The 18143-nt window shown below is 49.6% G+C and carries 16 protein-coding genes and 3 tRNA genes; 9 read left to right on the top strand and 10 right to left on the bottom strand.

What is annotated here, in order from left to right; translation table 11 throughout:
- Positions 1-52: 52 nt before the first annotated feature.
- Positions 53-1087: a flippase-like domain-containing protein gene (locus IAD09_07145; protein HIT81994.1), complete on the top strand. Its 1035-nt coding sequence runs from the start codon at positions 53-55 to the stop codon at positions 1085-1087.
- A gap of 172 nt (positions 1088-1259) precedes the next feature.
- Here IAD09_07145 and mnmA read toward each other — a convergent pair whose 3' ends face one another.
- From mnmA to IAD09_07125, 4 genes are all read right to left on the bottom strand, one after another.
- Complete coding sequence (gene mnmA, locus IAD09_07140) at positions 1260-2327, bottom strand: tRNA 2-thiouridine(34) synthase MnmA (GenBank protein ID HIT81993.1); 1068 nt, start codon at positions 2325-2327, stop codon at positions 1260-1262.
- A gap of 165 nt (positions 2328-2492) precedes the next feature.
- Positions 2493-2566, bottom strand: a tRNA-Arg gene (locus tag IAD09_07135).
- A gap of 45 nt (positions 2567-2611) precedes the next feature.
- Positions 2612-2685, bottom strand: a tRNA-Arg gene (locus tag IAD09_07130).
- A 120-nt stretch (positions 2686-2805) separates the two neighbouring features.
- Positions 2806-5076, bottom strand: coding sequence for a patatin-like phospholipase family protein (locus tag IAD09_07125; protein HIT81992.1), 2271 nt, complete (start codon positions 5074-5076; stop codon positions 2806-2808).
- Positions 5077-5315: 239 nt separating this feature from the next.
- Here IAD09_07125 and IAD09_07120 point away from each other — a divergent pair, with 239 nt between their 5' ends.
- The gene (locus IAD09_07120; GenBank protein ID HIT81991.1) at positions 5316-5873 is read left to right on the top strand and encodes a 30S ribosomal protein S16; all 558 of its coding nucleotides are present in this window, start codon (positions 5316-5318) and stop codon (positions 5871-5873) included.
- 77 nt (positions 5874-5950) lie between these two features.
- Positions 5951-6526 carry a flavodoxin family protein gene (locus tag IAD09_07115; GenBank protein HIT81990.1) on the top strand — a complete coding sequence of 192 codons (576 nt, stop codon included), beginning with the start codon at positions 5951-5953 and terminating at the stop codon, positions 6524-6526.
- 16 nt (positions 6527-6542) lie between these two features.
- Here the strand turns inward: IAD09_07115 and ruvC are convergent, their stop codons facing one another.
- Positions 6543-7181 (bottom strand): crossover junction endodeoxyribonuclease RuvC, encoded by a 639-nt coding sequence (gene ruvC, locus IAD09_07110; GenBank protein HIT81989.1) that lies wholly within the window; start codon positions 7179-7181, stop codon positions 6543-6545.
- A 1-nt stretch (position 7182) separates the two neighbouring features.
- Positions 7183-7488 carry a DUF4286 family protein gene (locus tag IAD09_07105; GenBank protein HIT81988.1) on the bottom strand — a complete coding sequence of 102 codons (306 nt, stop codon included), beginning with the start codon at positions 7486-7488 and terminating at the stop codon, positions 7183-7185.
- 109 nt (positions 7489-7597) lie between these two features.
- Here IAD09_07105 and IAD09_07100 point away from each other — a divergent pair.
- A tRNA-Ala gene (locus IAD09_07100) sits at positions 7598-7671 on the top strand.
- A 265-nt stretch (positions 7672-7936) separates the two neighbouring features.
- Here the strand turns inward: IAD09_07100 and IAD09_07095 are convergent.
- The 4 genes from IAD09_07095 to queD form a co-directional block, all read right to left on the bottom strand.
- A complete protein-coding gene (locus tag IAD09_07095; GenBank protein HIT81987.1) occupies positions 7937-10384 on the bottom strand; it encodes a YfhO family protein in 2448 nt (815 codons plus the stop codon).
- Positions 10385-10652: 268 nt separating this feature from the next.
- On the bottom strand, positions 10653-11579 hold the full coding sequence (locus IAD09_07090; protein HIT81986.1) for a transporter: 927 nt from the start codon (positions 11577-11579) through the stop codon (positions 10653-10655).
- Between the two features lie 53 nt (positions 11580-11632).
- Positions 11633-12175, bottom strand: a complete 543-nt coding sequence (locus IAD09_07085) for a radical SAM protein (GenBank protein ID HIT81985.1) — start codon at positions 12173-12175, stop codon at positions 11633-11635.
- Positions 12162-12494 carry a 6-carboxytetrahydropterin synthase QueD gene (queD, locus tag IAD09_07080; GenBank protein ID HIT81984.1) on the bottom strand — a complete coding sequence of 111 codons (333 nt, stop codon included), beginning with the start codon at positions 12492-12494 and terminating at the stop codon, positions 12162-12164. The genes IAD09_07085 and queD overlap by 14 nt, the downstream gene beginning before the upstream one ends.
- A gap of 641 nt (positions 12495-13135) precedes the next feature.
- On the opposite strand from queD, the gene IAD09_07075 reads away from it, so the two are divergent.
- The 5 genes from IAD09_07075 to IAD09_07055 all read left to right on the top strand — a co-directional run bounded on the left by IAD09_07075 (position 13136) and on the right by IAD09_07055 (position 18048).
- Positions 13136-13966, top strand: a complete 831-nt coding sequence (locus IAD09_07075; protein ID HIT81983.1) for a diaminopimelate epimerase — start codon at positions 13136-13138, stop codon at positions 13964-13966.
- Positions 13967-14013: 47 nt separating this feature from the next.
- The gene (locus tag IAD09_07070; protein ID HIT81982.1) at positions 14014-15246 is read left to right on the top strand and encodes an LL-diaminopimelate aminotransferase; all 1233 of its coding nucleotides are present in this window, start codon (positions 14014-14016) and stop codon (positions 15244-15246) included.
- Between the two features lie 229 nt (positions 15247-15475).
- On the top strand, positions 15476-16186 hold the full coding sequence (locus IAD09_07065; protein HIT81981.1) for a hypothetical protein: 711 nt from the start codon (positions 15476-15478) through the stop codon (positions 16184-16186).
- 32 nt (positions 16187-16218) lie between these two features.
- Complete coding sequence (locus tag IAD09_07060; protein ID HIT81980.1) at positions 16219-16575, top strand: P-II family nitrogen regulator; 357 nt, start codon at positions 16219-16221, stop codon at positions 16573-16575.
- 93 nt (positions 16576-16668) lie between these two features.
- Positions 16669-18048, top strand: a complete 1380-nt coding sequence (locus IAD09_07055; GenBank protein ID HIT81979.1) for an ammonium transporter — start codon at positions 16669-16671, stop codon at positions 18046-18048.
- The last annotated feature ends 95 nt before the right edge of the window (positions 18049-18143 follow it).

The raw sequence follows: 18143 nt of genomic DNA, 5'->3' as shown, positions 1-18143 counted from the left end.
ACCATACAAAGGTACAATAATATTTTTTTTAATCAGACAAGTTGAGGAAAAGTTGAAAAAAATAGTGCGTAACATATTGAAGTTCTTGATTCCCCTGTGTTGCGGAATCGCCATATTTTGGGCGCTTTACAGTCGACTCGACATGGAGCAGATTGCGCGCATTCTGCAATCGGAAATCAAATATGGCTGGGTCATTTTGTCGATGGTCGTAGGTGTGGTGAGCCACATCGTGCGGGCTTTGCGCTGGCAGTTGCAGTTGCGGGCTTTGCAACACCCGGCCTCGTTCCGTACCCTTACCAATGCCATTTTCGGCACTTATGCCATGAATCTCTTGTTTCCCCGCCTGGGGGAGGTGTGGCGGTGCGGTTATGTGGCACGGCGTGAGCAGATGTCGTTTACCCTTTTGCTGGGTTCGGTTGTTTCCGACCGGCTTATGGACACTGTGTCGGTAATCTGCCTCATCGTGGCGGTCTTTTTCTTGCAGATGCATGTCCTGCTCGATTTCCTGAAACAGTATCCGGTTATCGAAGAGACCCTCTTCTCTGTCATTACATCGCCATATCCCTATCTTTTCGTTGCTGTGGTGGTGGGTGCGCTGGTGTGGATTTTCCGTCAGAAAAACGAGTATCGCTGGGTCTCGAAAATCAAGGAGATGATGCGTAATTTGTGGTATGGGTTCCGCACGGTCCTTACCATGAAGCAGAAGAAACGTTTTATCGTCTACACCATTTTGTTGTGGCTGTGTTACTATCTGCAACTTTACTTATGTCTTTTTGCCTTTGCCGATACGGCTCATTTGGGGGCATTGGCGGCTCTTTCGCTTTTTGTGATGGGCAGCATAGGCATGGGTATTCCCGTGCAGGGCGGCTTCGGTCCATGGCATTTGGCCGTGATGGCGACATTGGCCATCTATGGCGTGACCGACCCCAATGTGGCCGGCTCGTTTGCCTTGGTGGCTCACGGCTCGCAGATGGTGGTCATTGTGCTTTTGGGTATTTATACCTTCTTTTCGATATTGTTGGAGAAGAAACACCCTGAGAAGAAGTCTCCGGGTGAGGTCTCTTCTGATGCGGAGTCCCGTCCATAAAGCGTTTGCCGTTGCGCTTGCAGCGGCTCGATGATAAAAAGCACCGGCGACACTTGCGTGTCGCCGGTGCTTTTTGTGTGTGGCGTGTCGCCGGTGCTTTTTGTGTGTGACGTGTGGCGGGGTGTCTGTCGTGTAATATGAAATTCGGAGCCCCTTTTCAATGGCCGAGGGGTCACTCGATGACGCCGCTGGCCAAGCAGAGCCGGCGGTCGGCGCTATAAATGACGCCGAACTGTCCCGGAGCGATGCCCTGTATGCGTTCGTCCGAAACGATACGCACTTTGTCTTCACCGGTACGTTGCAAGGTACCTCCGGTAAATTCGGGCGTGTGACGGTTTTTGAATGTGATGCGGGTCGGTTCGGTAAGGTCGCCCAACGGATTTCCGGTGATGAATCGGAAACCGGTGAGGTTGAGCTCGGTGCCGTATTGTGTGTCGGGGTCAAAGCCGTTGGAGACATAGAGCCGGTTGTGTTTGATGTCCTTGCGTATGACAAACCACGGGCCGCCACTCAGGCCCAATCCCTTGCGTTGCCCGATGGTGTGAAACCAATACCCTTTGTGTTTGCCCAGTTTCTTGCCTGTTTCGAGCTCGATGATGTCACCTTCTCTTTCTCCCAGGTAATTGCGGATAAACTCGTTGTAGTTGATATTTCCCAAGAAGCAGATGCCTTGGCTGTCTTTGCGTTTTGCACTGGGCAATCCGGCTTTTTCGGCGATGGCTCGCACTTCGGTTTTCATGAGTCCGCCCAGCGGGAACATCAGTTTCGAGACTTGCAATGTGTTGAGTTGTGAAAGGAAGTCGGTCTGGTCCTTTACCGGGTCGATGGCCGTTCCCAGGTAGGTGATGCCGTTTTCTTCAACGATGCTGGCATAGTGCCCCGTGGCTATCTTGTCAAAGTCTTTTCCCCAATATTGCTCGAAGAATCCGAATTTGATGTATTTGTTGCACATCACATCGGGGTTGGGGGTGAATCCGCGTTTTATGGCGTCGAGCGTATAGCCCATGACATATTCCCAATATTCGTTGTGGAGCGATACTACTTCGAGGCGGCAACCATACTTGCGGGCCATGTAAGAGACGATTTCTATATCCTCTTCGGAGTGGCAGTGAAGGGTCTTGTCCTTGTCTTCCATGCCGATGCGTATGTAGAAGAGGGTGGGGGTGTATCCGGCTTCCTTCAAGAGGTGCACGACGACCGAACTGTCTACTCCGCCCGATACCAAAGCTGCAATTTCCATGGGTGTAATTTTTTGACGGAACAAAGATAATGCAATCCGGAATGAGAATAAAACGAAGCCGTCTGTTTTTTGATGCCGGATAGATGGGACTTCGCCTGTTTTTTATCTTTGGGGTGTGAAACAAAAAGGATAGGGCGAAGATTCTAAAATCTTCGCCCTATCTCGTGACTCCGACAGGATTCAAACCTGTAACCTTCTGATCCGTAGTCAGATGCTCTATTCAGTTAAGCTACGGAGCCATTCCCCATAAAATATTTCACCTCAAATGAGGCCATGAAAAAGTGTGACTCCGACAGGATTCAAACCTGTAACCTTCTGATCCGTAGTCAGATGCTCTATTCAGTTAAGCTACGGAGCCATTTTTCGGACGCAAAGATAGGGAGAATTTTATTCCCTGCAATAGAAATATCCCATTTTTTTTGAAAAATATTTCCTCTTTTTTTTCTAAGGCTTATGTATCAATGATTTGTTGCCAAGCTTATGGATACAGGAATCGGGGGTTATAGAGCAGGAAACCCAGTGCAAAGCCGAAATTCCAGTTGTTGCTGGGGTAGGTGTAGTAGTTGGCAAATGCGCTGAGGGTTGCAAACGGTAACTTGTAGACGAGTGATATTTCACCGAGAAATTCGATATGGGTAAAATATCCGTCGGCATACTTGGCGCTGTAATCGTTGTCTCTCAATATCTTTCGGAACGGAGAGAAAGCATAAAATTCTCCTCGTAATTGCATGTTTTTGAGAATTTTGTATATGGGCATGACTCCACCGGCGATATACTGGTTGGCATGAAAACCTTCATTGAAAACCATTTGACTGTGTGGGGTGGGAGTGAAACCGGGCGCTTGTACGATGGTGCCCGTATAGCTTTGCAGGCGTTTCTTGGTAGAAGCGAACAGTTCCCCCCTGATGCCTACGGTGATGTGGGGCAGCATTTGAAAATAGTGCTCGATTTTGGCCGAGAGTTGGAGCCAGGTATGGAATTGTTTGCTGCGAGTTTCCCAATAGGGGGTATAAGTTTCGGTTCCGTATACGACCGACCCGGTAATCCGGTATCGGCTTCCTGCGGTGGCGTATACAGGAGCGTTGAGCGTGTTGTAGTCAAAGTCGGCCGAAGTAATGCCCAACCAATATGAACTACGGTCGGCATTTATGGTATAATCGTAGACGTTTGTCGGGTAATAGGTGTCCCATAAATAGCCATATCCACTCGATATTTCCGTGCGGGCGGGTATGCCGACAGGTATGCCGAAATGTAATCTGATGTAACTTTCGTTGGTGGTGATGAAGGTCGGGAGCTCTTCGATTTTAAAGAGCTCTTCACTTTCATAATATTTTTTGCGGGATACTACACCGTTGAGTTTCAGGTAGGTGGGAATATGCGTGGGGAGTTCAAACCGCACCGCAAACCGTCCCGAATAATAGGATCGCCCCACATATCCGTTCAGGGCCAATGTCGATGACAATACTTTAAGCGTTTGGTATTTTGCATCGAGGTAGATAAGATTGGTGTTACCCGACGAGATGTATCCTCCGAATCCTATCGAATGCTTGGGCTGCATTTTCCCTTGCAGGGTCAATGTATATTTCCCCGTGGTGTCGTTGTAGATACCGTGAGGAATGAGGTCGGACAACCTGGCATCGGAGAGCAGTTGATAATAGGCTTGCTTTACTTCGCCGATGTCGAGAGAATCGCCCTCCCGCAAGTCGAATTGTCGGGAGATGTAACTTTTCACCCGGTTCGACTGGGTGCCTGTCACCTCGATTTCGTCAAAAATGAGAGGCGGGACTTTTTCTTTGAAATTTTGCCGTTTCTCATTGCGCTCTTCTTGGCTTTCTTCCCGTTTTACCCTGACTTTTATGGAGTCGATGTATTCCAAGGCGGTATTATATCCGATTTGCATGATTTCATCGGCTTTGGGGAAGTCGAGCAATGAATACTTGTGCAAGTCGGAGTGTATGGAGATGCCTACCTCGTCGGGAATATGATAATCGGTTTTCTGCATCACCATGCTTTCGATTTGCCCTATGATGTCTTTTGTATTGTGATCTTTCTTCTTTTCGGTGGTCACATTGCTTCCGATGATGAAGTCGGGGGCAAAATCTTCCTTCATCACATCGACGGGATAGTTGTTGTAGATACCCCCGTCAAACATCGGTATGCTGTCTATTTCGAGGGGTTTGAATACGAGCGGAAATGTCATGGAGGCTCTCACGGCATCGCCCAGGTCGCCCGAGGAGAAAACCACCGCCTTTTTATCGAAAATATCTGCGGCCACGGCCCTGAACGGGACAAATAAATTGTCGAAGTTGCCTCGACACGCAGCGGTATAAGGCGCGAATACGACCAGGAAGCCGAGATTCATGGGCAATGGATTGATATAACTATCGGGCAGTACGTTCGAGAGCCCTTTGGTTCCGCTCAATTTGAAGGAAATAAAAGCCGGGGTGGGGTCGGGTTTCCGGAAATAATACATGTTCGACGGGCTGATTTCACCCGTCGACCAAGTCGAAAATTCTTTCGACTTGATGAGCTCGAGCATCTCTTTGGGGGTATAGCCCATGGCATAGAATGCGGCGACAATCGCCCCCATGGACGTCCCTGTCACATAATCGATGGGTATGTTGTTTTCTTCCAAGGCTTTGATGACGCCAATGTGTGCAATGCCCTTGGCGCCGCCCCCGCTGAGGACAAGCCCTACTTTCTGCCCGTGAATGATATACGGGCAGAGACAAAGAATCCCAATTAACAAAAATCGTTTGAAAAGCCTTGCACCCATCTTCGTTTTTTTACCTCGATTTTCAAAGATACGGAAACTTTGCTGCATTCGCAATATTTATGAACGGAATATTTGGTCGAAATGTCGCATTCTCTACCCCGTATGAGACGCGAGAAAAAATAGAAAAATATCATTCTCAAATTTGTGTAATAAAAACATTTGTCCTACCTTTGCGCCGCTAATGCAAAATAACTAACTAAACAAAATTTCAAATGGCAACAAGAATCAGATTACAAAGACACGGTCGTAAAGATTATCCGTTTTATCAAATTGTAATCGCCGATAGCAGGGCACCACGTGATGGTAAGTTTATTGAAAGGATAGGTTCTTATAATCCGAACACTAATCCTGCTACAATAAATTTGGATTTCGAAAGAGCTTTGTATTGGCTGCAAACCGGTGCTCAACCCACCGATACCGCTCGCAACATTCTCTCGGCACAAGGCGTGCTCCTGAAAAAACACTTGCTGGGTGGTGTGAAAAAAGGTGCTTTCTCGCTCGAAGAGGCCGAGAAACGTTTCCAGGCTTGGTTGACCAACAAACAATCGGCTACCGAAGCTGTGAAGGCTAAACTGAAAGACGCCAAGGCTGCTGACGCCAAAAAACGTCTCGAAGCTGAAAAAGAGGTGAACAAAACCATCGCCGAAGCCGTCGCTAAGAAAAAAGCCGAGAAAGCTGCTGCCGAAGCCGCCGCTGCTGCTGAGGCTGCTCCCGCCGAAGAAGCTGCTCCTGCCGAAGAGGCTCCCGCAGCCGAACAGAGTGCAGAATAATTTTAAGGCAGATATGCAACGATGAGGCGACCACAGTAAGGTCGCCTCATTTTTTTGTGCCGGGAAGAACAGAAAGTGTGAAAATGCTGATTATTAATGCCGGTCCTCGTCCCCAGGGGAATCTTTCGAAAATGCTCGAAGCTATGCGTGTAGAAGCTATTGGGGCGGGTGTTGAGTGTGAATGTGTGTCGGTGTCGCATCTGCAAGTAGCTCCCTGCGTGGGGTGTATGGATTGCCGGCAAAAAGGAGCATGTATATTGCCCGAAGATGATTCTCTGCGGGTATTGCGGTTGATGCAGTGGTGCGATGTTATGGTAGTGGGTGCGCCTTGTTATAGGGGAAATATGCCCGGAACATTGAAATTGCTGTTTGACCGGCTGGTGTATGGATTGATGCAGAATGGCGCGAGTGGGTTGCCGAAGTCCTTGCATCGAGGGAAAAAGGCTATTGTGGTGAGTACCTGTACGACCTCTTATCCGTTTAATATTTGGTTCAATCAATCCCGAGGGGCGGTGAATGCCGTGAAAGAGATTTTGAAGTGGAGTGGCTTCAAGGTGGTGAAGTGTATTGAGCGTGGAGGAACTCATACATCTCCTGTCGGAGAAAACGACTTGGCGCGCTGTCGTCGCCTTGTGCGTCGATTGATCGGATAATGTCCGGTGGCAGCCCTTATTCGGCCTCGTTGCCGTTGGGGGTGGAGGAGTGTCGGGTGCTTCGTCGGGGGGCCGTTTCGCCGACTACGCGCGAAGGGTGTTGGTTGATGAAGTCTTTCCAGCTCTTGTAGGCTTTCTCACAAGAGGGGCGGTTGGTCTGGTAGAAGTGACATAGAGCCGCAGCCAACCCGTCGGTCGCGTCGAGTTGGGGCAGCATGTTTTCCTCGGGAATATGCAAGATGCGGCGCAACATGTCGGCGACCTGTTCCTTGGCGGCACTTCCGTTGCCGGTGATGGCCATTTTTATTTTCAACGGAGCATATTCGGTGATGGGAATGTCCCGGTATAAGGCCGCCGCCATGGCGATGCCCTGAGCCCGTCCCAGTTTGAGCATCGACTGGACGTTTTTCCCGAAAAACGGGGCTTCGATGGCCATCTCGTCGGGGTGGTATTGCTCGATAAGTCCCAATACCCGCTCGAAGATGCGTTTCAATTTCAGGTAGTGGTCGCCCATTTTCCCCAGTTGCAGAACACCCATCGTGAGCAATTCGGGTGTGTTGTTGCGTACACGCAGCACGCCATATCCCATGATGGTGGTTCCTGGGTCGATGCCGAGAATGATGCGTTCCTGGGGTATGGTCGTTTTTGCCGGCATGTCAATCGAGAATTTCGAGGAGGGTATTGAAACCTAATACCCGGTCGCCATATTTTTCGCGAATGGCCAAGTCGAGGTCGGCTCCTATCTCATTGTACCAGGTTTCGAGCCGGTCGGGGTCTGCGACGTGAAATTGGAGGGAGAAATTTTCGCCATCGGTTTCTTCTCCCGCGATGACCCGGCATAATTGCGGTTCGCTCAATTCGTCGCGACGCATGGCCGAGGGGATATATACTTCACGCAACCAGTCGAGAAACGATTCTTTTATACGGTTTTCGATGTGGTAAGTTGTATTGAATATATACATGGCGTATAGGGTGTGAAAATAAAATCTGCATACAAAGATAAAAAAAGTTTCGCATGCTATTGCGTGAATAGAAAAAACTTCTTATCTTTGCATCGCAAAAATGAAACACGGGGTATTAGCTCATCTGGCTAGAGCGCAACACTGGCAGTGTTGAGGTGAGCGGTTCGAGTCCGCTATACTCCACTTCAAAAAAGGGTCATGCAAGTGCATGACCCTTTTTTTGTGTCCTGTCGTGAACGGCGTTCTGCTCAACCAGCTCTCCCCCCCTTGAAACGCAAAGCGCATTCGGCATGGGCGATTGGCCGAATTGTTGTCGTTTTGTTCTCCGATTTTAGCAGGTAGCCATGAGTTGCCGGGTGGCTTTGTCGCACCGATGAAAGATGGATATATACGAGAAAAGCCGAGCGCATTTGGCTCGGCTTTTCATCTTGATGCGAGGGCGATATGGTTATTTGACCGCCAGTGTGGCTTTTTTCTTGCGATATGCCACGATGAGGTTCCATGCGATGATGAGGGCGAATAGGCCGAATCCGCACCATGCGATGGTCTCGGTCGTTTTGATTGATGTCGGGTGGAACGTCATGACCACTTCATGGGTGCCGGCGGGGACATAAATGGCTCTCAATACATAATCGGCGCGAGCGATTGCGGTCTCGATGCCGTCCACGGAGGCTTTCCAGCCGTGGGGATAGAATATCTCCGAGAAGACGACTACGCCGCCTTGTCGGGAAGTGACGGTGTAGTGGAGCTCTTCGGGGTGGTATGAGGTGAGTTTCACTTGTGCGGTGCTGTCGGGCACGACGTTTTTGCCTTCAAAGACCGAGGCGAATCGTTCATCGACGACGGCGGTTTTCTCCGGGTCGAAGTGGTCGAGAGCCGACATCTCTTCGTTGGCGTTCTTCACCCATTTGATTTCATCGACAAACCAACCGTTGCCCAAAGCCTCGGGATTGGGTATGGCTTGCGGCTGACGGTTTTCGCCGGGAACAATGTAATATTTGGCATTCAGCATGTTGAGTACCTCTTCATTGCCCGTGCTTATCTGCCGTTCGATAAGTTCTTGGTAACGGCCCAGTTTGGCGGCATGGTATCCGCCGATGGATTTGTGGTAGAATGAGGTGGCTCCGTCGTTGAATGTGTTGGTGGTCAGATTGAAGACTCGATAGTGCGGGTCTTTATCCTGCAAAATAGCTCGGTCGGCCGGGCTTTGGGGGTAGAAGGCTGCGAAGTCTTGGGTGCTGCGTTTCGGAATGAACTGTTCGCTATTGAGATAGCGCTTGTCGACCGACCACATGTCGCCGAGGCAGAGCAGAATCAAACCGATGACGAAGAGGTTCTGGTTGAGAGTCTTGCGGGCAAAGAGGTAGATGAGGAGACCCCCGATGGCGATGATGATGACCGAGCGCCAGGCGTCGCTGCTGAAAATGTGCATGCGCACCTCTTCCAATGCTCCGACGAAGACAGCGATTTGACGGTCTTGCGCAGCCTGTGGCAGGAAATTTTGACTCTCTTGTTCACTTAGAAAATTGAAGAACAGGTTGGGCGCCAAGGCAAAGAGCAGGGCGATGCCCCCGGTGAGGCCGAATGAGATATAGAGCGCCTTCTTTTTCTCTTTCAGAACAGCGGGATTCTTGACGATTTCCACCACGGCCAAGGCGGCCATCAGGGGGATTATCAACTCGGCGACGACGAGAATCGAAGATACCGAACGGAATTTGGAGTACATCGGGAAGTAGTCGGCAAAGAGGTCGGTAAACCACATCATGTTCTTTCCCCAAGAGAGAAAGACCGTGATGAGTAAAGCTCCGAGCAGGTACCATTTGAGTCGTCCCGGCAGCAGGAAGAAGGAGAGGACGAACAGGGTCATGAAAAAGGCTCCCACATAGACCGGCCCCGAGGTAAACGGCTGGTCGCCCCAATAATGGTTCTGCTGGGCAATGATTTGACGGTATTGGGCCGGTGCCGCTTGTGCCTCTTCTCTGCCGATGGGGGCCGTTGCGCCCCCTTTGACATCGGGAATGAGCAGGCTCCATGTCTCGCCTATGCCATAGCTCCACTGCGTCATGTAGTCACGGTCGAGTCCGTTGGCAGTCTGGTTGGCGGCATCGGCATCGACCAGTTCCGATTTGCCCCGCATGCTTTCCTGGCTGTATTCCCAGGTATGGTAGAGATTCGACAGGTTGACCGACACGGCCAGCAACAAAGCCGCAACACACACGCCGGTAGCTTTGGCGAAGTCGGCCAGTTTGTGCATGCGGATACTCTCGCTCAGTACCCACAGGGCATAAGCCCCCATGATGAAGCAGGAGTAGTAGGTCATCTGTATGTGGTTCGACTTGATTTGGAACATGAGGAACAGGGCCATGACCAGTCCGCCCGCCAAATACCGTTCCCGATAGATGAGAACCATGCCCGCAATGGTCGGCGGGATATAGGCCAAGGCCAGAACTTTCCAGATGTGACCGGCCATGATGATGATAAAGAAATATGACGAGAACGCATATCCGATGGCTCCCAGTATGGCGATGTCGCTTCTTGCCCCCATGACACACAGGAGAATATAGAAACCGAGCATCAGGATAAACACATACGACACCGGTGCGGGCAGGAAGAGCGAGTAGACGCGGCTCAATGCATTGATGAAAGAGCTGCTTTCATAGGAAGGGGCAATCTGATAAGTGGGCATGCCCGAGAACATGGAGTTCGTCCATCGAATGGTTTTTCCTGTCTGGGCACCATATTCTGTGATTTCTTGGCTGGTGCCTTGCCGGCTGTCATGGCCGAGGATTGTTTTGTTCTCGAAAATCTCGGGAGAGAAGTAGGCCACCGATATGGCCACAAAAACAATGATGGCATAGAGATGCGGCAAGATGGGTTTTAGAAAATGCTGATACATGGTAATCGGTATTTTTTTGAGAAAATAGCATATTTGGAGCCAAAGATAACGAAAAAAGGGAAGTGCACCAACCTTGCGCTTCCTTTTGCCGGTCGTGCCGCCAAAAATCTTGCTTTTTGTGAACCGTTTCTTGCGCAGCGTGACAGTTCTATTGTCGGCTCATCTCCCGGTGGGGGATATACCGCTTTTTTACGATGGTATGGGTGCTCTTTTCTGCCCAGGGAATGCCCCGCTCAGTTCTCGACGTGACTGTTCCTGCGCAAAAGGTTTATTGTTCTTGCTGGGCTTTGACGCGGTCACGTTTGTTTTTCTTCCACAGTTGCCACGAGTTGATGATGTTTTGCCACACGACATAGGAGGCCGGGCCTATCGAGGCGATGGGGTGGACATAGGTGAGGGCCATCCAAATGGCAAGGACGGTGTTTTTCTGCCCGAGAGCCTGTCCGCCGGCGATGCGGTCGTTGTAACGTTGTCCGATAACCTTCCCCAGTAGAAATTGGGCCGAGCAGGCTACCAGGGAGAAGAGCGCGATGAGAATCTCTTCTCTGACATTTTCGCTTCCCTGGTCGATGATAAAGGCGGCCGTGCGTCCCATGACAATGGTGAGCGAGATGGCCCACAGGTAGAACGAGAGGCTTTGGCTTTTACTCAGCGTGTAGTGGACGCTTGGCAACAGATACCGTAAGAGTATGGCTGTTATGAAGGGGAAAATGAGGAGCGGAATCATCTGTCGGCAGATGGTGAAAAACGACTGCATAAAAGGTATGTCGGTGTGTATGCCGATAAATGAGAAAATAAAAGGGGAGAGAAATGCTACGGTCATGTTGCTCAGCAGGCTGTATGTGGCAAGTGTCGTGAGGCTGCCGCCGAGCATGAATGTGATGACGGCTGCCGCCGTTGCCGTGGGGGCAAGAATGCATATCAAAGTGCCTTCGGCCACGAGCGGGTCGATGAGTAACAGCATGCCATACACGGCGAGGCTGCCAAAAATTTGTATGGCGATGAGCCACCAATGCAGCTTTTCTATGCGTAATTCCCGCAGGGAGATGCGGCAGTAGGGCACCAGCAGCATGGCAAAAATGAGAACCTGGGTGAGGTACGGAAGTTTCTCGTTGAGGATTGTGATGGGTTGGTATAGAACGGCGCCGAGTATCATGGCCACCGGGAGCATATACATTTTCAGGCGTTGCAACATGGTGTGCTTTCTTAGAAGTATATATTATATAATGTGGGAGTATTACAATGCGGTCAGGGTATGTCGATGTATTTGTGGGTTTGGAGACTGAGCGACCAAACCGGGTGATTGAGGATATATTGCACGACCTCGGCGGTGTTGCGGCAGGAACAGGGTTGCAGGTAGTGGTGTGTGGCGTCGAAGGCGAGCCAGGGCTCGACCGCTTCGCCGGTGAAAACGATTTTCAATTCATCGGCGTGGTCGAGAGCCACGGTTGGCGTTTTGGGACTCAGGGTAATCCAGTCGATGCCGGCCGGTAGTGCACGGGTGCCGTTTGTCTCGATGTGTATGAGGTATCCGTTGCGATGTAACAGGTCGATGAGGTCGCTGTCGATTTGCAGGGACGGTTCACCGCCGGTGAGGCATACGCGGCGAGCCGGGAATTTTTTTATGGTCTCAATGATGGCCTCGTCGCTCATTTCGGTGTAGGTGTGGTGCGCGGTGTCGCAGAAGTCGCATTGCAGGTTGCACCCCGAAAACCGGATAAAAATGATGGGTGTCCCACTCCAAAAACCTTCTCCCTGCAATGAGTAGAATATTTCGTTAATCCGCCTCATAGCAAGCTATGTTGTTTTCCGATTCCTGCACTTCGACCTTGTAGCAGCCGGGCACTTGCTCGCAAATCCATCGGGCGATATTTTCGGCCGTGGGGTTGAACGGGAGTATGTCGTTGAGATTCTTGTGGTCGAGTTTTTCTTTGACGAGGTGTTTTATTACCGAGAAATCGATGACCATGCCGTCGCTGTTCAACTCGTGGGCCCGGCAATATACGGTAATAATCCAGTTGTGGCCGTGCAGATTCTCGCATTTGCTTTCGTAGGAGAGTCGCAGTTGGTGCGAGGCACTTATTTCGAGGCGTTTTCTGACGTAATACATGTTATTGAATTTGCCTGCAAAGATAGTGAAAGGCGAGGGCAATGACAAAGCGAAAACAAAGTTTTCGGATTTTAACCCCTCCTGCCTTCTGCAAAGATGCGCAAGGACGAGTGCAAAAAAAACGCACTTGTCTGTGGCTTTTGTCCGGGACGTCTCCTGCTTTCGGCATAAAGTGAGAATCCCTTCCGATTTCAATTATGGAAATCGTTGCCCGACTTTTGTTTTTATTAGATACAAAATGCTTGAAATAGTTTTGAATTGCTTTCTTTTTGTCTTATTATATGATGAATCATATGGTATCTATTTGCATGAAAAATTAAAGAAAAGTTGTGCCGGTGTACCTGTTTTTGCTTTTTGTATATCATATATCCATTCTTGCCTGGGGCTTGATTTGGGGTGTTTTTGTATACTTTTTCTCACATGAAAGTTTTTGATATTATAAATTGTTATAATAACAACATGATTATGTTTATATTTATAATAAAATATGACATATATATTATTAAATGAAACCATCATGAATTTGCTATATATTTGTCTTGATGAAATTTTTATATTAATGGCATAATGCCTATTTTTGCAGAAAATAATTAGCAAAAAGATATTTTTATATACCTATTGCTTTCTTTAAGACAGAAAATATGGAATTTACCAAAATGCACGGAGCCGGAAACGATTATGTATATGTCGATTGTACGAGACACCCCCTTTCCTGTCCCGAACAATGGGCCAAAAGCATTAGTGACCGTCATTTTGGCATTGGATCCGATGGCTTGGTGTTGATTCTGCCATCGGCGGTGGCCGATTTCCGTATGCGCATGTTCAATGCCGATGGTTCCGAAGCACAGATGTGCGGTAATGCATCACGTTGTGTGGGTAAATATGTATATGACAACGGTCTTACCGACAAAACCGAAATCTCACTCGAAACCAAAGCCGGAATCAAAAAGCTGAGCCTTGCAATTTCCGACGGGAAAGTTTCGTCGGTATGTGTCGATATGGGGGAGCCGGTGTTGGACCCTTGTCGCATTCCTGTCGCCTTGTCAGCAAAAGATGCTGTTGCGGTGCCCATCGAACTCTGTGGGACGACCTACACGATGACTTGTGTCTCGATGGGAAATCCGCATGCAGTTATTTTTGTCCCCAGTTTGGGTGCAATTGATGTCCATGCCTTGGGGCCGGTTGCAGAGTGTCACCCGCTTTTCCCCGAACGCTGTAATATCGAGTTTGCCGAGGTCTTGTCGCCCGAGAGAATTGCCATGCGAGTGTGGGAACGGGGAGCCGGAGAGACCCTGGCTTGTGGAACCGGGGCATGTGCCACGCTGGTTGCGGCTGTTTTGAATCGTCTCACAAGAAGGAAAGCCCGTCTCGAATTGTTGGGCGGGAATCTCGATATAGAGTGGGGTGACGACCACCATGTCTACATGACCGGTGGGGCGGTGACCGTTTTCAAAGGAGAGTGGTTGTTGTGAATCGAATCCCTTTAAGATAGGCAATAGAAAAAGGAGTAAAAAAGATTATGGCATTAGTAAACGAACAATTTTTAAAACTTCCCGAGAGTTACCTCTTCACCGAGATTGCACGCAAGGTCAATGCCTTCAAACTGGTGCACCCCGAAGCCCGCATCATACGACTGGGTATAGGCGATGTGACCCGTCCGCTTCCGCCCACCGTCATTGCCGCTTTGCACAAGGCCGTAGATGAGATGGCTCATGTCGAGACGTTCCGTGGGTATGGCCCCGAGCAAGGTTATCGTTTTCTCATCGATGCCATTATCAAGAACGATTATGAGTCGAGAGGGGTGCGTCTCAGTCCCTCGGAGGTATTCATCAGCGATGGTGCCAAGAGCGATACGGGAAATATTGGTGACATACTGAGCAAAGACAATCGTGTGGCCATTACCGACCCGGTTTATCCGGTTTACGTCGATACCAATGTCATGGGTTGCCGGGCCGGCGATTTGCTGCCCGACGGCAGATGGAGTGACATAGCATACATTCCCTGTTGCGCCGAGAATAATTTCGTCCCTGCACTGCCGACGGAAAAACCCGACATCATCTACCTCTGTTACCCCAACAATCCTACGGGAACCGCACTCACCAAAAGCGAATTGAAGAAATGGGTCGATTATGCGCTGAAAAACGATGTGCTTATTCTTTTCGATGCGGCATACGAGGCATTTATAACCGACAAAGATGTGCCCCACAGCATTTACGAAATCAGAGGCGCCAAACAGGTCGCCATCGAGTTCCGCAGTTTTTCCAAAACAGCCGGGTTTACCGGATTGCGATGTGGATATACCGTCATACCCCGGGAGTTGAATGCCTACCGCTTCAATGGCGAACGTGTCGACCTGAATCGCCTGTGGAACCGGCGTCAGAGCACGAAGTTCAATGGTACGGCCTACATCGTGCAACGGGCGGCCGAGGCGATTTACACCCCGCAAGGGCAGAAAGAGATACGCGAGAATATCGCCTATTATATGGATAATGCCCGCATTATTCGGGAAGGACTCTCTTCGCTGGGGCTCGACGTGTATGGCGGCGTGAATGCCCCCTACATTTGGTTGAAAACACCGGGCGGAACCGACTCGTGGAAATTTTTCGACCGCCTATTGTTTGAGTGTCACATCGTGGGAACTCCCGGCGTAGGATTCGGCCCCGGTGGTGAAGGTTATCTGAGGCTCACCGCATTTGGCGATAAAGAAGAGGTAAAAGAGGCCGTGGAACGAATTAAAAAATGGAAAATATAGACCGATTTAATTATTAAGGAAAAGACACCCGATTTTATTGTAAACCTTAAAAAAGATTGTTATGGGAAAAGCAAATGTCTATTTATCGGCATCGAGAAAACAGAACCCCCTCGCGCGGGGGACAGGTCGAAGCAAAACAGGCAGAAGAGAATTTTAGAAAGGCTCTCTGCCGGGATAGGTTTTCAGAGAAAAAAATAGGATTACAAGAAACACAAAAAAAAGATTGGTTATGAATGCGAAAGCAATATCGGTAGTGATGGCTTTTGTCATTGCATCGACAACCGTAAACACTCGATCCGAGGAATTATCGATTGATAAAGAAAAAGATTTCTCCGTTACCATAGGTGCCGATGTCGTCAGTTCGTATGTCTGGCGTGGTTCATTTCTCGACGGAGCGTCGGTACAGCCGGCTATTTCGCTCGACGTTGCCGGATTTTCCGTGGGTATGTGGGGCAGTACCTCCTTCACCTCGTTTGCCGATTGGCGCAACTCCTACAAAGAGCTCGACCTCTACGTCAGCTATGGCATCAAAGGATTCTCGGTTACACTGACCGACTATTTCTGCGCTACGGAAAACGATATGTATTTCCGGGGCTGGGGCGATGTCCATATATTGGAAGGTACCGTAGGATATGATTTCTCCGAGTGTTGCAACTTCCCTCTTTCGGTAGCCTGGAATACCAACTTCGTCAACGATGACGACTATTCCACCTATATCCATCTGGGTTATGATTTTGCCGTCAAGAAGGTCGACCTGAGCGCCGGCATAGGTGTTACACCCTGGAAAGGCGTATATGCTTCGGACTTCAACGTAACCGACATATCATTGCGCGCTACGAGGGCATTCTCATTGAAAAACTTTGAACCCTCCATCTGGGTCGAAGGCGTTTTTGCACCGGCAGCCAATGATGCATTCCTGGTCGTGGGATTTTCGTTCTGACAAGATGAACAAACCTTTAAAAATTTAAGACAATGAAAAAAATAGAAGCAATTATACGCAAGAGCAAGTTTGACGATGTGAAAGACGCATTGCTCGAAGCCGACATCGAATGGTTTTCTTACTATGATGTGCGTGGTGTAGGCAAATCGCGTCAGGCACGCATCTATCGCGGGGTAATGTACGATACCAGTTCCATCGAACGCACCATGATTTCGTTGGTTGTCCGAGATAAGAACGTAGAGAAGACCGTGCAGGCCATCATGAAAGCCGCACACACCGGTGAGATAGGCGACGGCCGCATATTTGTCATGCCCATCGACGATGCCATACGCATTCGCACGGCCGAGCGCGGCGACATAGCGCTCTATAATGCCGAGCAGGAAGAGTAGGGGACTACCGCCTCTTCACCATTGGATTGTCGTGACATGAGGTTCACGATGAGACAGAGAAACCATATTCAAAATTTTCAAAAAGCATATCTTATGGATAAATATATAAAAAGCCTGATGCGATTGTTTATGATCGTGGCAATACTGGGCATCTCGGGAATATTTTCCGATGTAGTCGCCCAAGAACCGATGGCCGAAGTTGCGGTCGAAACCCTTGTCGACACTCCCACGCTCGATAGTGGAAATACGGCCTGGATAATGGTGGCAACCATTCTTGTGTTGTTGATGAGCATTCCCGGCATTGCTCTTTTTTACGGCGGTCTTGTACGCCAGAAAAACGTGTTGAGCGTGATCATGCAGACCCTTTTTATTGTCGGTGTCGTTTCGATTTTGTGGGTGGCTTTCGGGTATAGCTGGGCCTTCGGAACCGGTTTTATGGAGTCGGGCAACCCGTTGAAAGCCGTGATTGGAGGTTTCGACAAAGTCTTCCTGCGAGGCATAACCTTGGATACCCTCACCGTAGGGAACATTCCCGAATTGACCTTTGTCATGTTCCAATGTATGTTTGCCATCATCACACCCGCCCTTATCTTGGGCGCATTTGCCGAGCGCATCAAGTTCTCGGGCTATACCCTCTTCATCATCTTGTGGGTGATTATAGCCTATTTTCCCATGGCTCACTGGGTGTGGGGCGGTGGTTTCCTGCAACAAATGGGAGCCATTGATTTCGCCGGAGGAACGGTGGTACACATCAACGCCGGTATCTCGGCACTGGTCATGGCCATCATGCTGGGTAAACGCGAAGATTATCGCATCGGTCACCCTATCACGCCCCACAATATTACGTTTGTTTTTATGGGAACGTCGTTCCTGTGGCTGGGGTGGTTCGGATTCAATGCCGGTAGTGGTCTTGCCGCAGACGGATTGGCCGCCAACGCCTTCCTGGTAACCCATGTAGCCACGGCTGTTGCCGCCGTCACCTGGTTGGTTATCGATTGGCTTTGCAACAAGAAACCCACCACGGTCGGTGCGTGCACCGGTGCTGTGGCCGGATTGGTGGCCATTACACCGGCTGCCGGCACGGTTGATTTGCTGGGTGCCTTCTTTATCGGTCTCATTACACCCATTGTCTGCTTCTTTATGGTGGCCGTGGTAAAACCGAAATTCAAATACGATGACGCTCTCGATGCTTTTGGCGTACATGGTGTCGGAGGTATTGTAGGGTCGATTCTTACCGGTGTTTTTGCGACACGTTATATTACCGGTGAAGACGGAGTACAAGGAGCATTATATGGAGACTGGCATCAGTTGTGGATACAAGTTTTTGCCACAGTGGTGTCGATGGTGTTCAGTGCCGTGGTAACCTTCATCTTGTATAAGATAGTCGACAAGACGGTTGGTATCCGAGCCGACAGACGGGTCGAAGACGAGGGTCTCGACATTTACGAACACGGAGAGTCGGCCTACAACTAATCTCATATATCTCGTCGGCAGGAGTGAGGCTCCTGCGGGAAATCTCGCTCCTGCCATCGTATTACAAAAACAAACTTATCTCTAAACAATATAGT

The sequence above is a fragment of the Candidatus Caccoplasma merdavium genome (assembly GCA_018715595.1).
Lineage (GTDB): Bacteria > Bacteroidota > Bacteroidia > Bacteroidales > UBA11471 > Caccoplasma > Caccoplasma merdavium.
This window is presented reverse-complemented; position numbering and strand designations above follow the sequence as displayed.

Excerpts from the sequence above, each read along its gene's own strand:
- mnmA (HIT81993.1), bottom strand. The coding sequence starts at position 2,327 with ATGGAAATTGCAGCTTTGGTATCGGGCGGAGTAGACAGTTCGGTCGTC.
- IAD09_07120 (HIT81991.1), top strand. The coding sequence starts at position 5,316 with ATGGCAACAAGAATCAGATTACAAAGACACGGTCGTAAAGATTATCCG.
- ruvC (HIT81989.1), bottom strand. The coding sequence starts at position 7,181 with ATGCCGGCAAAAACGACCATACCCCAGGAACGCATCATTCTCGGCATC.
- IAD09_07105 (HIT81988.1), bottom strand. The coding sequence starts at position 7,488 with ATGTATATATTCAATACAACTTACCACATCGAAAACCGTATAAAAGAA.
- IAD09_07095 (HIT81987.1), bottom strand. The coding sequence starts at position 10,384 with ATGTATCAGCATTTTCTAAAACCCATCTTGCCGCATCTCTATGCCATC.
- IAD09_07090 (HIT81986.1), bottom strand. The coding sequence starts at position 11,579 with ATGTTGCAACGCCTGAAAATGTATATGCTCCCGGTGGCCATGATACTC.
- IAD09_07085 (HIT81985.1), bottom strand. The coding sequence starts at position 12,175 with ATGAGGCGGATTAACGAAATATTCTACTCATTGCAGGGAGAAGGTTTT.
- queD (HIT81984.1), bottom strand. The coding sequence starts at position 12,494 with ATGTATTACGTCAGAAAACGCCTCGAAATAAGTGCCTCGCACCAACTG.
- IAD09_07075 (HIT81983.1), top strand. The coding sequence starts at position 13,136 with ATGGAATTTACCAAAATGCACGGAGCCGGAAACGATTATGTATATGTC.
- IAD09_07070 (HIT81982.1), top strand. The coding sequence starts at position 14,014 with ATGGCATTAGTAAACGAACAATTTTTAAAACTTCCCGAGAGTTACCTC.
- IAD09_07065 (HIT81981.1), top strand. The coding sequence starts at position 15,476 with ATGAATGCGAAAGCAATATCGGTAGTGATGGCTTTTGTCATTGCATCG.
- IAD09_07060 (HIT81980.1), top strand. The coding sequence starts at position 16,219 with ATGAAAAAAATAGAAGCAATTATACGCAAGAGCAAGTTTGACGATGTG.
- IAD09_07055 (HIT81979.1), top strand. The coding sequence starts at position 16,669 with ATGGATAAATATATAAAAAGCCTGATGCGATTGTTTATGATCGTGGCA.